General features: G+C 65.3%; 12 protein-coding genes and 1 pseudogene. 7 read left to right on the top strand and 6 right to left on the bottom strand.

Annotated elements, in window-relative coordinates:
• Positions 1–160 precede the first annotated feature (160 nt).
• Both Q7A36_RS31205 and Q7A36_RS31200 read right to left on the bottom strand, forming a co-directional pair.
• Positions 161–1,210, bottom strand: a complete 1,050-nt coding sequence (locus tag Q7A36_RS31205; protein WP_305107702.1) for a substrate-binding domain-containing protein — start codon at positions 1,208–1,210, stop codon at positions 161–163.
• Between the two features lie 139 nt (positions 1,211–1,349).
• Positions 1,350–2,399 (bottom strand): molybdopterin-binding protein, encoded by a 1,050-nt coding sequence (locus tag Q7A36_RS31200; RefSeq protein ID WP_305107701.1) that lies wholly within the window; start codon positions 2,397–2,399, stop codon positions 1,350–1,352.
• 273 nt (positions 2,400–2,672) lie between these two features.
• On the opposite strand from Q7A36_RS31200, the gene adh reads away from it, so the two are divergent.
• The 4 genes and pseudogenes from adh to Q7A36_RS41740 form a co-directional block, all read left to right on the top strand.
• Positions 2,673–4,193, top strand: a complete 1,521-nt coding sequence (gene adh, locus Q7A36_RS31195; RefSeq protein ID WP_305107700.1) for an aldehyde dehydrogenase — start codon at positions 2,673–2,675, stop codon at positions 4,191–4,193.
• A 57-nt stretch (positions 4,194–4,250) separates the two neighbouring features.
• Positions 4,251–4,631, top strand: coding sequence for a DUF779 domain-containing protein (locus Q7A36_RS31190; RefSeq protein WP_305107699.1), 381 nt, complete (start codon positions 4,251–4,253; stop codon positions 4,629–4,631).
• Positions 4,632–5,361: 730 nt separating this feature from the next.
• A complete protein-coding gene (locus tag Q7A36_RS41745) occupies positions 5,362–5,619 on the top strand; it encodes a winged helix-turn-helix transcriptional regulator (protein WP_370655734.1) in 258 nt (85 codons plus the stop codon).
• Positions 5,620–5,631: 12 nt separating this feature from the next.
• Positions 5,632–5,793: pseudogene (locus Q7A36_RS41740) on the top strand (hypothetical protein); the annotation flags it as partial.
• A 6-nt stretch (positions 5,794–5,799) separates the two neighbouring features.
• On the opposite strand, the gene Q7A36_RS31185 reads toward Q7A36_RS41740, so the two are convergent.
• The 3 genes from Q7A36_RS31185 to Q7A36_RS31175 form a co-directional block, all read right to left on the bottom strand.
• Positions 5,800–6,738 carry a substrate-binding domain-containing protein gene (locus Q7A36_RS31185; protein WP_305107698.1) on the bottom strand — a complete coding sequence of 313 codons (939 nt, stop codon included), beginning with the start codon at positions 6,736–6,738 and terminating at the stop codon, positions 5,800–5,802.
• On the bottom strand, positions 6,680–7,039 hold the full coding sequence (locus tag Q7A36_RS31180; protein ID WP_305107696.1) for a hypothetical protein: 360 nt from the start codon (positions 7,037–7,039) through the stop codon (positions 6,680–6,682). The genes Q7A36_RS31185 and Q7A36_RS31180 overlap by 59 nt, the downstream gene beginning before the upstream one ends.
• A 118-nt stretch (positions 7,040–7,157) precedes the next feature.
• Entirely contained in the window at positions 7,158–7,574 is a 417-nt protein-coding gene (locus Q7A36_RS31175; RefSeq protein WP_305107695.1) for a hypothetical protein, read from the bottom strand.
• A 539-nt stretch (positions 7,575–8,113) separates the two neighbouring features.
• Between Q7A36_RS31175 and Q7A36_RS31170 the strand changes: the two genes are divergently transcribed.
• The 3 genes from Q7A36_RS31170 (at position 8,114) to Q7A36_RS31155 (ending at position 12,644) form a co-directional block, all read left to right on the top strand.
• The gene (locus Q7A36_RS31170) at positions 8,114–9,415 is read left to right on the top strand and encodes a PQQ-dependent sugar dehydrogenase (RefSeq protein ID WP_305107694.1); all 1,302 of its coding nucleotides are present in this window, start codon (positions 8,114–8,116) and stop codon (positions 9,413–9,415) included.
• Between the two features lie 40 nt (positions 9,416–9,455).
• On the top strand, positions 9,456–10,583 hold the full coding sequence (locus Q7A36_RS31165) for a molybdopterin molybdotransferase MoeA (protein WP_305107693.1): 1,128 nt from the start codon (positions 9,456–9,458) through the stop codon (positions 10,581–10,583).
• An 801-nt stretch (positions 10,584–11,384) separates the two neighbouring features.
• Positions 11,385–12,644, top strand: a complete 1,260-nt coding sequence (locus Q7A36_RS31155) for a PQQ-dependent sugar dehydrogenase (RefSeq protein ID WP_305107691.1) — start codon at positions 11,385–11,387, stop codon at positions 12,642–12,644.
• 355 nt (positions 12,645–12,999) lie between these two features.
• Here Q7A36_RS31155 and Q7A36_RS31150 read toward each other — a convergent pair.
• Positions 13,000–13,245: DUF2325 domain-containing protein (locus Q7A36_RS31150; protein WP_305107690.1), on the bottom strand; the 246-nt coding region annotated here is incomplete at its 5' end.

Genomic DNA, 13,245 nt, shown 5'->3' with positions numbered 1-13,245 from the left:
ACGAATCCCGGCCGGCGCCGCATCGCAAGTGTCCTACTTCGGCTGGCTCACCGTGATCACCCTGAAGGGCGGCGGCGTTCATGCCGCTGAAGGTCGTACCAAAGTTGACCGCGCCAAGGCCGCCAGAGACCCCGGCCAGCAAACGAGTCGTTGAGCGGGATCAGTCGGCAGGTGATCGTCCAATGCGCACCAGAGCCTGCAACTCAGAAGGCAGACGGGTATAATCTTCAGCGGTGACAAGCGCCGGGCTGATCGGCTCTGGCCCTGTGTCCGACAGCTGTGCGAAGCCCTGCTCTCCGAGGAGCAACTGCAGAAAACGGACTGCAGCGTCACGATTGGGCGCATTGCGCAGGATCGTCAGGCCCCAGCGCGTGCGGCTGGCCGGGATGCGGACATAGGGCTCCGCTTCGGGCGTGCGCAGGCCGGGCACGACAACACCAGCCTTCGCATACGAGGCATTCAGTCGCGGATCTGACAGCCCGACCGCAGCCGGCAGCCGTGCATAGCGGTAGGTGCCAGGGTTCGCAGCATAGGCGGCGCGCGCACTGTGCTCGTAGGTGAACTGGTAGTCGTAGGTCTGGCCCAGCAAATCTGAGGCGCGGGTGACCGAGAGGTGTGTCAGCAACTGGTCGTAAAGGTTGGGCACGCCAGTGGTCAGCTCCGCCAGCTGGAAGACCATGTCGGTGCGGTAGCCGCTGGGATCGAGAAAGGGATGAGAACTACCGATCACCACGCCGGTCTGGGTCAACTGCCGGTACCAATCGTCGGCTAGCATCGGCACCTGATCGGGCGGGGCGAGGGTGCCGGAGCCGGCGATGGTCCCGGCATTCCGGCTGTTCGTGGTGTAGGCCAACACCATGGCCCCGCGCGCGAAGCGAATGGTGTAGTCGGCAAATCCAGCGGGTTTCAGCAGAAGATCGATGTCACGGTCATCGGCGCTGGCATAGATATCGCAGGGCTCGCCCCCTGCTGTGACACGCCGTGCGGCGTCCAGGCTGCCAGCCGAGGCGTCGGTCACGCAAATGCCGGTCTGCTGTGTGAATAGCGTCTCGAGAGGCGTGAAGGCCGCACTCAGGCTCCCCGCGTGATAAACGCTCAGTTGTGGCCCCGTGCCGCAGCCGGCCTGCGCTTGGGCGCTGTGGAATCTGAGAGCTGCCGATGCTCCAAGGATCGCCGGGGCGAAGGCCAGGAATCGTCGTGTCACCACCACGTCGCGTCTCCTCCAAAAAGCCGGTGCCGGACAGCTCCGCGCCGGAGTCCCGAAATCGTTATATTCTATCGGGAATAGCGAAGCGACCGTCCGGGCGTGAGCAAGGCAACACGATTGGCGGCGGCGGTACCGGTGTCGTTTAACCCCATACAGGATCGTGCCTGTGACCCGCAGCGTCCACCACCTCGATAGACACCAGGTTCGACACGTATCGCCCACCAGCAGTGTCATCCGGCACTACCAGGCGGGCGAAGCCATCTTGACCGCTGGGTCCGAGCTGCCCGAGTGCGTCGTCATAGGCGACAAGCACGCCACCGTTGCCAAAGCGTGGGTCGAGCTCGCCCATCGAGAAAACCGCGCGATAGCCGTCACTGCCGGTTGCGACAACATAAAAGTCGAGAATGTCGTTCTTCACCGCTGGGTCGGTCAGTACACCGGCGTCCTGCAGCAGGTCCCACAGTGGAACGCCGGTGTAGGTGTCGGTGACCTGGCCGGCGCCTGAGGCGTAGGTAGCAGTGAGCGTGACGTCGGTCAGGGCGGCAAGGCCGGCTTCGTCGAAACTCACCGGATGCGCCACGGCGCCGTCGAGGTGGAACTCGGTCGAGGGGCCACCAGGACCGGCGACGAAGTCAGAGCCGCTGCCGACGGTGAGCTCGACCGGGTGCGACACGTAGCGGCCACCTGCTGCATCGCCTGGTACGACCATGCGTAACCAGCCTTCGGAGCCATCCGGTCCGAGCTGGCCGGCCTGGTCGGTATAGGCGATCAGCACCGGCTGGTTGCCAAAGCGCTGCTCCAGCTCACCGATGGAGAACACGGCATGATAACCATCGCTACCTGTGGCTACGACATAATGGGACAAAATGTCGTTCTTCGCCGCCGGATCGGTGACGATGCCCCCTGCGTCGGCCAGAAGGTCGCGCAGCAACACGCCGGTGTAGGTGTCGGCGACCTGACCGGCGCCGGAAAGGTAAGTCGCCGCCTCCGTGGTGGTCGGCAGCGCCCGGAACTCTCCGGCCGAGTAGAGGCCAGGGTCGGCCACATCACCACCGAGCCGCACCAACCCGAGCGCATCGAGGAAGGCCGGTGGCAGCGGCGCCCAGTCGGGTAAGTCACTCAACAGTCGCGCCACGACGCTGCCGAGAGCTCCTTCATGCGTGTCAATAATGTGGCTGCACACATCCTGCATGCCTCACACCTCCCCATATGTACGAATGTCGATTCGTATACAGCGCCCTCAATGGCCGCAAGGCAGTGCGTGGCGTTGCCGGGCGAGGCTGGGTTCGCGTTTCCGTCAGCTCGGATCAAGCCTCTCTGTCGGGTGGCGATACACCCGCCGGCCAAGACGCTTCCGCGCTGTATTCGACTAAATATCACGTCGACCCAAACGATAGACGCCTCCTAGCGTCCTGCTTGCACGCAGGGCGGCTGCAATCTGCAACCTGCCACAGGGAGGTATGCCATGTACCAGCAGGCCATAGAGACCATCCGGAAGCAGGCCGCTTTCCGCGACCGCTACGACAACTTCATTGGCGGCCGCTGGGTGCCGCCGGTCGAGGGCCGCACGTTCGAGAACCCCAGCCCGGTCACCGGGCAAGTGCTATGCGAGGTGCCGCGCTCGACCGCCACCGATATCGAACTCGCGCTCGACGCCGCGCATGCCGCACGCGAGGCCTGGGCCCAGACCTCCGTGCAGGAGCGCTCTCGCCTGCTCAACCGCGTCGCCGACCGATTGGAGGCCAACCTCGAGCTGCTGGCCCTCGTCGAGACGCTCGACAACGGCAAGCCGATCCGCGAGACAATCCATGCCGACATGCCGCTGGTCGTGGACCACTGGCGCTACTTCGCGGGCGTTCTGCGCGGGCAGGAGGGCAGCCTCTCCGAGATCGACGCCGACACGGTCGCCTACCACTACCACGAGCCGCTCGGCGTGGTCGGCCAGATCATTCCCTGGAACTTCCCGATCCTGATGGCGACCTGGAAGCTCGCCCCCGCGCTGGCCGCCGGCAACTGCGTGGTGCTGAAACCGGCCGAGCAGACGCCGCTCGGCATCCTGGTCGTCATGGACCTGATCGCCGACCTGCTGCCGCCGGGTGTCCTCAACGTGGTCAACGGCTTCGGCGTGGAGGCGGGCAAGCCCCTGGCGCAGAGCCGGCGCATCGCCAAGATCGCCTTCACCGGCGAGACCACGACCGGGCGCCTGATCATGCAGTACGCCTCGGACAACCTCATCCCGGTCACGCTGGAGCTGGGCGGCAAGTCGCCCAACATCTTCTTCGCCGATGTGATGCAGGAGGATGACGATTTCCTCGACAAGGCGCTCGAGGGCTTCACCATGTTCGCCCTCAACCAAGGCGAGGTCTGCACCTGCCCTTCGCGTGCATTGGTGCATGAATCGATTTACGACCGCTTCATGGAGCGCGCGGTGGCGCGCACCCGCAAGGTCCGGCAGGGCCACCCGCTGGACGCCGCCACTATGATCGGCGCGCAAGCCAGCAACGACCAGCTCGAGAAGATCCTCTCCTATCTCGACATCGGCCGGCAGGAGGGAGCGAAGGTCCTGACCGGCGGCCAGCGCGCCGAGCTCGGCGGCGAGCTGGCCGGCGGCTACTACGTCGAACCGACGATCTTCGAGGGCTCCAACCGCATGCGGATCTTCCAGGAAGAGATCTTCGGACCCGTAGTCTCGGTGACCCGCTTCCACGACGAGGCGGAGGCGCTCGCCATCGCCAACGACACCCTCTACGGCCTCGGCGCCGGCGTCTGGACCCGCGACGGCAACCGCGCCTACCGCATGGGACGCGCGATCCAGGCGGGCCGGGTCTGGACCAACTGCTACCACGCCTACCCAGCGCACGCGGCCTTCGGTGGCTACAAGCAGTCGGGCATCGGGCGGGAGACTCACAAGATGATGCTGGACCACTACCAGCAGACCAAGAACGTGCTGGTCAGCTACTCGCCGAAGGCGCTCGGCTTCTTCTGACCGGGAGGGCAGGGAAGGGGACCGATGGTCTCCCTCACTGCCCAAGGAGCGCATCGCATGGTGGAGCGGGTCGAGATCACCGAGGCCGCGGCAACACTCGTTGCCCGGCTGGCTGCGCAACACGGGCCACTGCTCTTCCACCAGTCGGGCGGTTGCTGCGACGGCTCGGCGCCGATGTGTTACCCGGCAGGCGAATTCCGGGTCGGGCCGCAGGACGTGCTGCTCGGCTCGGTCGCCGGCTGCCCCTTCTACATCGGTGCCGCGCAGTTCGAATACTGGCAGCACACGCAGCTGATCCTGGACGTGGTACCTGGCCGCGGCGCCGGTTTCTCGGTTGAGGCACCCGAAGGCGTGCGGTTCCTCACACGCAGCCGGCTGTTCACCGACGCCGAGATGGTTGTGCTCGCCGCTGCGAGACCTCCGGAGCGAGGCGGCTGAGCCATTCCTCAGCGGCCTGTAGGCTAGTCGAAGCCGACCGCAAACCCGAGGCCGGGGGAGACAATGCTGATGCAGCCCAGCACCTCGCAACTAGTCCACTCATCATAGGCGCATCAGCAGCAGCATTCAGCAGCACTGCACATGGTAACGGAGGGTAACGAGAGTGACAGAGGCCAGGTAGGCATCGAGAACCAGCAGTCGGTTCGCCATGGTGCAGGCGCATCGAGAGACGCCGCCGAGAGATCGCACAGGTCGACGAACGCACTGCGAGACGCACCAGGCGAGCATGACAATCGCGCCGATCGGCGCACTGCGGGGATACTGCTCCCTCGGTGCCGCTCTCGGCCTCGCGCACGACGAGGCCGATTGTGCGCGAAATTGCCATTGCGGCGCCGGGGTGAACGGTCGCGCTGCGGTCTGGCCCATGCGCCTCGCTCGACCGCATACCTTCACAGTCAAGTCGAGCAGGATCGCGGCGGCGGCCTGCCACCAGAGGGCGACGCCGAGCATCGCGCCGCCGTAAAGCAGCAAGCCTGTCCAGAGCCTCATGCGGCGCCCTCCGCGAATGCAAAGGGTCGCGGATGCTCGGTGTCGCCCTCCAATGGCACAGCGCGACGCGCCGGTGCGATCATGCAACGCGCCGCCGGCCCAGGCGCTGACAAAGGCGTCGAGCTGGTGGCCGACGTAGACCAGGCCGAAGAGGAAGCCAAGGTTACGCGGGCCCCAGCACGTGGCTACGAGGCCATTGGTCGGCGGCACCGTGCCGGTCCAGAGCAGGCCGATAGCGGCCGCGAAGGTGGTGGCCGCCGCCGTGCTCGGAGGCAGGGCGGGTAACCGGCATGACGGCCGCGCGGGCCAAGTTGACGAGGATGAGCACCCACGCTTTTGGTCAGCGGTCACTGATTTGGCGCGCGCTGCTGGCTTCTCGCCACCGGCGGTGCGGGAGCGTGTTGCGCAACTGGAGGAAGCTGGCGTCATTCGGGGCTGATGCTACCGCGTCACAGGCGAGGACTGCCTGATGCTGCGGATCCAGATCGCCTCAATCCGCGTTCTTGACGGAGTACTGGATCGGTTCCTGGCTTATGGCCAGACCACCACCTCCATCATCCAGTCCACGCCCGTGTCGCCCCGCCCACCGCCCGTTGGCAACGAAGCTGGATAGTTGGGCTCAGGGCAGCGTAACCGGCGTGAAGCCAAAGCGTGCCAGGGTTCGTTGTCCGACCTCCCCGAGGATGAACAGCGCCAAGTCCTCCGCACCCGCCCGACTGTCACGTAGCACGGCGAGTCCATAGGCAGGCCCGATTGCGAGTGCGGCAGGAAGCGCGGCGATCTCCAGACCGGGCACCGCCGCCGTTAGGCGGATCCGCGCGGTGGTGCAATAGCTGACATGGAGGCGTATCCTGCCATCCTGCAGCAGTGCCACCGCGAGATCCTCACCAGCTGACAGGGGACGGTCCAGCAACGCCTCCGTGATGACTGTCGTGCGGGCGCGCAGGGCTGCCTCGGCGCCCGGATGCTCGGCTTCGAGGCGACGGAACAGTTCGAGCGTGTAGTCCCCGACCGGGTCCTGCACCGGGGGGAAAACACCGAGCGGGACGGAGTGGTCGAGCAGGAACTGCACGGCTGTACGGTCCGACAACCCGGTGCCGGATGGCGCCACAAGGCATAGAGCGTTGCGTGCGAACAGCACGACGCGGCTCGCGCGACCATCCCGCAGCAGCCGTTGCGGATGGCCGGTGTCGGCGGAAGCAAAGAGGTCCGCCGCCTCACCGTGCTCGATGCGCTCCCGCATGACGCCGGAGAAGCCAAAGCTCGCCGCCACTTGGCGTCCGGTTTCACGGCCATAGGCGACTGCGATCTCGTTCATTGCCTCCCGTAGTGACCCGGCGGCGAAGAGCCGAAGCGGCTCCTGCGCCAAAGCCGGTGCCGTCGCAAGGGAGGCAATCACAGCCGCCACGCCGGCCAGCCGGCTCAAGACCACTCCCCTGCCTCCGTCATAGGCGCCAAGGAGAGCGGTACGCGGCCGCAGTGACCGGGCAGGGTTTCCATCATGGGACTGTGCGCCGCCCGCCGGAGACGCCGCTACAGCCTGGGGCCAGCGCCGCATCGCTCGCCCCGGTGCCGAGTGCGAGTAGGCGACAGGCCGTCCCGCTGGGGCTTGGTTCGGCTGAGACGCCGGCATCCCGCAGCGCGCGTTGCCGAGCCGCCTCGGTTCCCATTTCCATCAAGGCCATGACCAGACGGGGAACGGTGCTCACAGGTACCGCGACGACCAAGTCTTCGCCGTCCTGCTCAAGGAAGCGCAGCACACCGAGATTGCCATCCGGCACCGACCAATCAAGGAGGCCGTGCACCACGACCCGGCGGCATGCCCCACCGTCCTTCTCCTGTCCGATCGCCTCAGACATGGCAAAACCCTCTTGCCGCCCGTGTGTCGCTATAGTCACGAAAATACATTCGCGCACAAGGCGGAGGTGCTGGTGGTGGCTGCGGCTCGATCACCGGATCGCTGCGGGGCCGGCTCGTTCAATGCCTGGTCTCCGATGCCGGCACGACGGAGCAAGCGGCGCGCGCGATGGCCTCCAGATCTGCTTGGCCCAGCAGGAAGGTAAGCGTAAAACTGTCAACCGTCGCCAGCGTGAGCAGGCGCTGTTCCGGCTCGCACGGCATCGGCTCTACCGCCCAGTCACGCACAGGGTGAAGAACCGGCGGCCCTTGCGGCGCCTCCTGCTGTTGCCGCTCGGTGAACAACGCGACGGCGGCCAGCGCCAGCCGGGTCAGCAGGGACCCGGGAAAAGCCAGGCTACGTTCCGTCCCATCCGCGATCCGTAGTTTCAAGGTACCGTAGGCGGCGGCGCGATCGAGGCGCCAGCCGAGCACGGCCTCCACCGTTCCTGTCGGCTCCGGCAGCGTGGCGGCTGACCCTTCGTCGTCTTCCGGCATCGGCGGTCCCCCTCTCGATGGGCTTCCCATGTCACTCTGGCGAAGCGACGTTGTCGTCCTATTGTCGAAAATCTGCCAAAGGCTGGTGCCAGGCGCGGCGAGGCGGCACTCCACCATATTCGTCTCTTCCGCTCGTCCCGGCCATGGTGACACCCTCTTGCAGCCGACGCTTCGTTATACTCACATACGCACAACGCTGGGCAAGGCTGAGGTTCTGGTGGTGGGTCTCGATCGTCCACGCCGGGCGGCCAACACCGTGCTGGCCCACCCAGGTGCGGTATTGGCCACCCACGACGCCGGCCGAGGCGCCGAGCATATCATCAGCCAGGACGAGCCGACCCTTGTCCACGCGACGATTGCGTGTCTGAGGCCCGCTCCCCAGTCTGCATCCCTCCCTGATCGGCGCTCGCCTCCCGAGCAGATTTTCAGTCGGAAGGATCAGCGAGGCGTGCAGAGGATCGGGTACGAGCTCGGGGGCGTGTGCCGGGGCGTGAGGTCTGCGTGTCGAAGCCGCTTGTGGTGATTTAGGAGATGGGCCAGTGAGCTTTTCAGCGGGTTTCGCGCATGTTGTTGCATTGGCCGGTGGTGCCGCACTGGTGCTACGACGGCGGATGCAGCCCGCCCCAATTCCCGCCTGGGGCGAGGAACCTACGATCCCGGAAGCGCGGCCGCAGGGTCACATTCCGACTCTCAAGATGCCGACGGCCATAGGGTGGTCACAGGGGCAGACACCGGCGGCGGCCGCCGGTCTCAAGGTCAATGCCTTCGCAATGGGTCTGGATCACCCCCGCTGGCTGCAAGTGCTGCCAAACGGCGATGTCCTTGTTGCCGAAGCAACAAGCATGGACAGGCCACCAAGGTCGCTGTTTGATTACGCAATGCTTAGCACCATGCGGCGGGCGGCTGCCATGGGCACAAGCGCCAACCGTATCACGCTGCTACGAGATGCCGAAGGGGACGGCGTGGCTGAACTCCGGGAGGTTTTCCTCGACAACCTGAACCAGCCCTTCGGGATGGCCCTCCTCGGCAACACTTTCTACGTCGGCAACACTGACAGCCTTGTCGCATTCTCCTATACGCCGGGAGAAACACGCGTCGCTGGGCCAGGACGGACACTGGCGCGCTTCAAGCCAGCCGGCCATTGGACGAGGAGTCTCCTGCCCAGCTTGGACGGTCGAAAGCTTTACATCGGCGTCGGATCTCTGAGCAACATTGCAGAGGCTGGCATGGAGATCGAGGAAGGCCGCGCAGCCATTCACGAGTTCGATGTGGCGACTGGGACGGTTCGCATTTTTGCGTCCGGCCTACGCAACCCCGTAGGAATGGCCTGGGAGCCGCAGACCAAAGTGCTCTGGACAGTCGTCAACGAACGTGACGGCCTCGGCGACGAAACTCCTCCCGACTACCTGACATCGGTGCGCGATGGCGGCTTCTATGGCTGGCCCTACTCGTACTGGGGGAAAACAGTGGATGAGCGAGTGCCACAGGATGCCGCCATGGTCTCGAAAGCCATCACGCCGGATTACGCGCTGGGTGGTCATACGGCGTCCCTGGGGCTGTGTTGGCTCCCCGCGGGAACATTGCCTGGTTTTCCCGATGGTATGGCGATCGGGCAGCATGGATCGTGGAACCGCAGCAAACTGAGCGGCTACAGGTTCGTGCTCGTGCCGTTCCTGGACGGGCGCCCGACGGGCGCGCCGATGGACATCCTAACGGGCTTCCTTTCACCAGACGAACGTGAGGCTTTTGGACGCCCAGTTGGCGTGGCGCGAGGACCAGACGGCTCCGTCTTAATGGCGGACGACGTGGGCAACGCGATTTGGCGTGTAACCGCCGCCTGACATGCGGTCGCTGCCAACAGCTGAGGGGCAGTGAAGCAGCGTGACACAGCTCACGGATGACTGCTTCGTCTCCGGGAGTGCGCCACTCTCGGTCGACGCGGCAGAGGCGCTGATTGGCAAGCGTGTCCCGCCTTTGCTCGGGGAGGAGCGGGTGGCGCTGGCTGCTGCCCTCGGCCGGGTGCTGGCACATGACCTGTACGTGCCGTCTCCCGAGCACGAGGGCGGCCGGATTGTCACGGATGCCCCCATGTTGCCGGACACCGGCAGCCGGCCGGTGCAGAATGATAAATCCCGTGCGCCCGGCGCGGCTACCACACTCGCTTCGAGGCTCCGAACCAACCTTCGCCATAACGGCAGGAACATCGCCCAGAGCGCAGTCGTACTTCCTGCCGGGCGACGCCTGCGAGTGCCGGATATCGGCCTCGCCGCCGCGCTTGGCTGCGCCACGCTGCCGGTCATGCCAAGGATTAGAGTGGGAGTTTTCTCGACCGGTGACGAACTGGCCATGCCAGGCGGTGCGCGCGGCCCGGCACAGATTTACGACAGCAACAGGTTCGCCCTGCTTGCCCTGCTGGCAAGGCTGCCAACCGCAACTTCCGACCTCGGCATCTTGCCCGACCACGCTGGGGCGAGTTCCGCTGCGCTGCAGGCGGCGGCCGCAGATCATGACCTGCTGCTGACCTCAGGCGGTGTGTCTATCGGGGAGGAGGACCATGTCCGATCCGCCATCGAGCAGAGTGGGCGGCTGGTCTTCTGGCGCCTCGCAGTGAAGCCGGGTCGGCCAGTGGCTATGGGTGTGCTGCGGTGCGCGGACGGCGGCAAGCCGGTGCTCGGTCTGCCGGGCAACCCCGTGGCCGCGATGATCACCTTTCTGCATTTGGCGCGGCCCCTAGTGCTGCGGCTTTCCGGCGCAGAGCACGAGCCTCTGCCCCGCTTCCCGGTTGAGGCTGGATTCAACCATTGCAAGAAGATCGGGCGGCGAGAGTATGTCCAGGTTCGGTTGCGCCCAGGTGCAGTGATGCCTGTTGCCGAGAAATTCGAACGGGTAGGTTCCGGGATGCAGACCACTTTGACCGAGAGCGATGCCTTTGCCGAGTTGGATGAAGCGATGATCGGGGTGGCACCAGGCGATACCGTGCGAGTGCTGCCCTTCGCGGCGCTGTTCTAAACGCGGGACAACACCGGACATCTTATCCAGCCTCGTACCCGTACCGGAGGGGCCAGTGAGAACCAGTCCGCCACCGCTGGCAACCGAGCACCTGCCTGGAAGGTAGGGCAGGGCTGGCCTTGGCCAGCCCACTTGAATGTCTGCCGCTTCCGAGCACAGGGAACCTCGAAGACATGAGTGCCGCAGCTTCCGCAAATGTCCTGCTCATCTCGGCTCCTGATGACGTGCTTGCCTCTCCGTTCTGCGCGCTTATCGGGACAAAGCCCAACCCATAGGGGACGCCAAGGTGGCCCGCTCCTCACGGTCGCGGACAGCGGCGGCGGCCAGACCTGCCGTCCGGAGCCCGCGTATCGCAGAGCTCATCAGCCCGACCATCGCTTTGCCGGGCGGCCGCCTCTGCCCTGAGGCTGTCGCGTTATTGGAAGCCATTGACCGCGAAGGCTCCATCTCGGGTGCTGGGCGCGCGCTCGGCTTCAGCTACAAACATGCTTGGGATCTTGTAGCGCTGACGAACAAGCTGGCTCATGCCCGTGTTGTGGAAGCGCTGGCCGGCGGATCGAGAGGCGGTGGCACGGCGCTGACGAGCACGGGCCGGCATCTCGTCCAAGACTACCGGGCTCTCGAGCGCACCATACAGCGCGCGGCTGCTCCGAGGCTCGCCACGCTCGCCCGACGGGTCGCGCGTTGACGCCTCAGAATGACAACTCATGCAGCTCATTCTCCCACTTGCATGCAGATGGCTCAGTATGCTCCGCTATCTTCGCTCAACAATAACGCCCTTTGGAGCTGCAGGAGAACGTCATGCAGGGGAGCTTGCGCCTGAGCAGATCCGTTTTCTTCGTTGCGACAGTTGCGGCCGCCGTGACCTTCGGCGCCGGCGTCGCTTCCGCGCAGTTGAAGAGCTACGACAGCAGCAAGCCGAGCTTCTGGCAGAACCCGCCGCCCGACTGGTTCCTCGGCGACGAGACGGAGGCGCAGAAGGGCCTCGCCCCGCCGGTCGGCCCGGCGACGCCGACGCCGCTCAACGAGCTGCAGGACAACCTCAAGAAGATCAAGCTACCCCCGGGCTTCAAGATCGAGGTCTATGCGCACGGCATCCCCGAGGCGCGGCAGATGGCCTGGGGCGACAACGGCACGCTCTTCGTCGGCTCCTTCGGCGCGACCAATGTCTATGCGGTGACCGAGCGCAACGGCCAGCGCAGCGTGGCGACGATCCTCAAGGGCCTGAACATGCCCACCGGCGTCGCCTTCCGCAACGGCTCGCTCTACGTGGTCGCGATCGACAAGCTGCTGCGCTACGACAATGCCGAGTCGCAGCTCGAGAACATGCCGAAGCCGGTCGTGGTCTATGACGACATGCCGCCCTATGTGGCGCATGGCTGGAAGTACATCGTCATGGACAAGGAAGGCGCGATGTACCTGCCCTTCGGCCCGCCCTTCAACATCGGCGTCCCGCCGACCAGCGTCTCGCAGATCCGCCGCGTGCACCCGAACGGGCTCGCCGAGATCATCGCGCTCGGCGTGCGCAACAGCGTCGGCGGCGACATCGACCCGCGCACGGGGCATTACTGGTTCACCGAGAATGCCCGGGACTGGATCAGCGACGACATGCCGAGTGACAAGCTGAACCATGTCGCGCGGCTGGGCGAGCATTTCGGCTATCCCTATTGCCACCAGGGCGACATGCCGGATCCGAAATTCGCCATGGGCCACAAGTGCGACGAGTTCTCGCCGCCGGCGCTGAACCTCGGCGCGCATGTCGCGCCGCTCGGGATGAAGTTCTACACCGGCAACCAATTCCCGGCGGAGTACAAGAACAGCATTCTGATCGCCGAGCACGGCTCCTGGAACCGCCACAACTACCAGGGCGGGCGGATCGTGCGCGTCACCGTCGACCCCGACGGCAAGAACGCGAAGCAGGAGGTCTTCGCCGAGGGCTGGATCACCGGCAAGCAGGACTATGCCGGGCGTCCCAACGACATCATCGTCGCCAAGGACGGCTCGATCCTGGTTGCCGATGACTGGGCCGGCGCCATCTACCGCATCTCGTACGCGAGGTAGCGCGGGGAGGTCCCCCGACACGCCGCAGCCGACCGTACTGATTCCTGGAACTATGGTAAATGCGTTACTGCCCAGGTACCCCCTCTGGCGTGCCCAGGTACCCCTCTGTGTAGCGGGCTGTGGGCGACTTTGTGAGCATCAAAGACATTTTTCCGGCTCAAGGCCGCCTGTAGGCCGTGTTTTGCGAAGGTACCTGGGCAGATACTGAAAAGTGGGAAAGCGCGATTCCGCGTCGTTTTGCAGATGTGAACCCGAGGGTACTGGCGCATCTGGCACACAGTACAGCGGGAATGTCGTCGTGCTCCCTTGTGATCGAACGGTGAGAGCCAGTCCGTGGCGGCGCTGCACTACGCCATCAGGTAACGGCGTTGGTTGCTGCTACGTTTCGCAGAGCCGCCATCAAGCTGGCCGCGCCTGAAGATCTGAGTGGTAGAAAATCTCGCCCTAGCTGGCGACAAAGGCGCTTCACGGCGAGAGCGGCGTCATGGCTGACGCAGTCTACCGGAAAAACTATCACGTCGGCCCGGCTCACCAAACCGGGCAGCAGGGAAGCTCCTTGCTCGGCATCGTGGTGCAAGAATGCGCCAGCACCACAACGCTC

The sequence above is a fragment of the Paracraurococcus lichenis genome (assembly GCF_030657435.1).
Classification (GTDB): Bacteria; Pseudomonadota; Alphaproteobacteria; order Acetobacterales; family Acetobacteraceae; genus Paracraurococcus; species Paracraurococcus lichenis.
The sequence above is the reverse complement of the archived record's forward strand: the minus strand, read 5'-3'. Positions and strand labels throughout refer to the sequence as shown.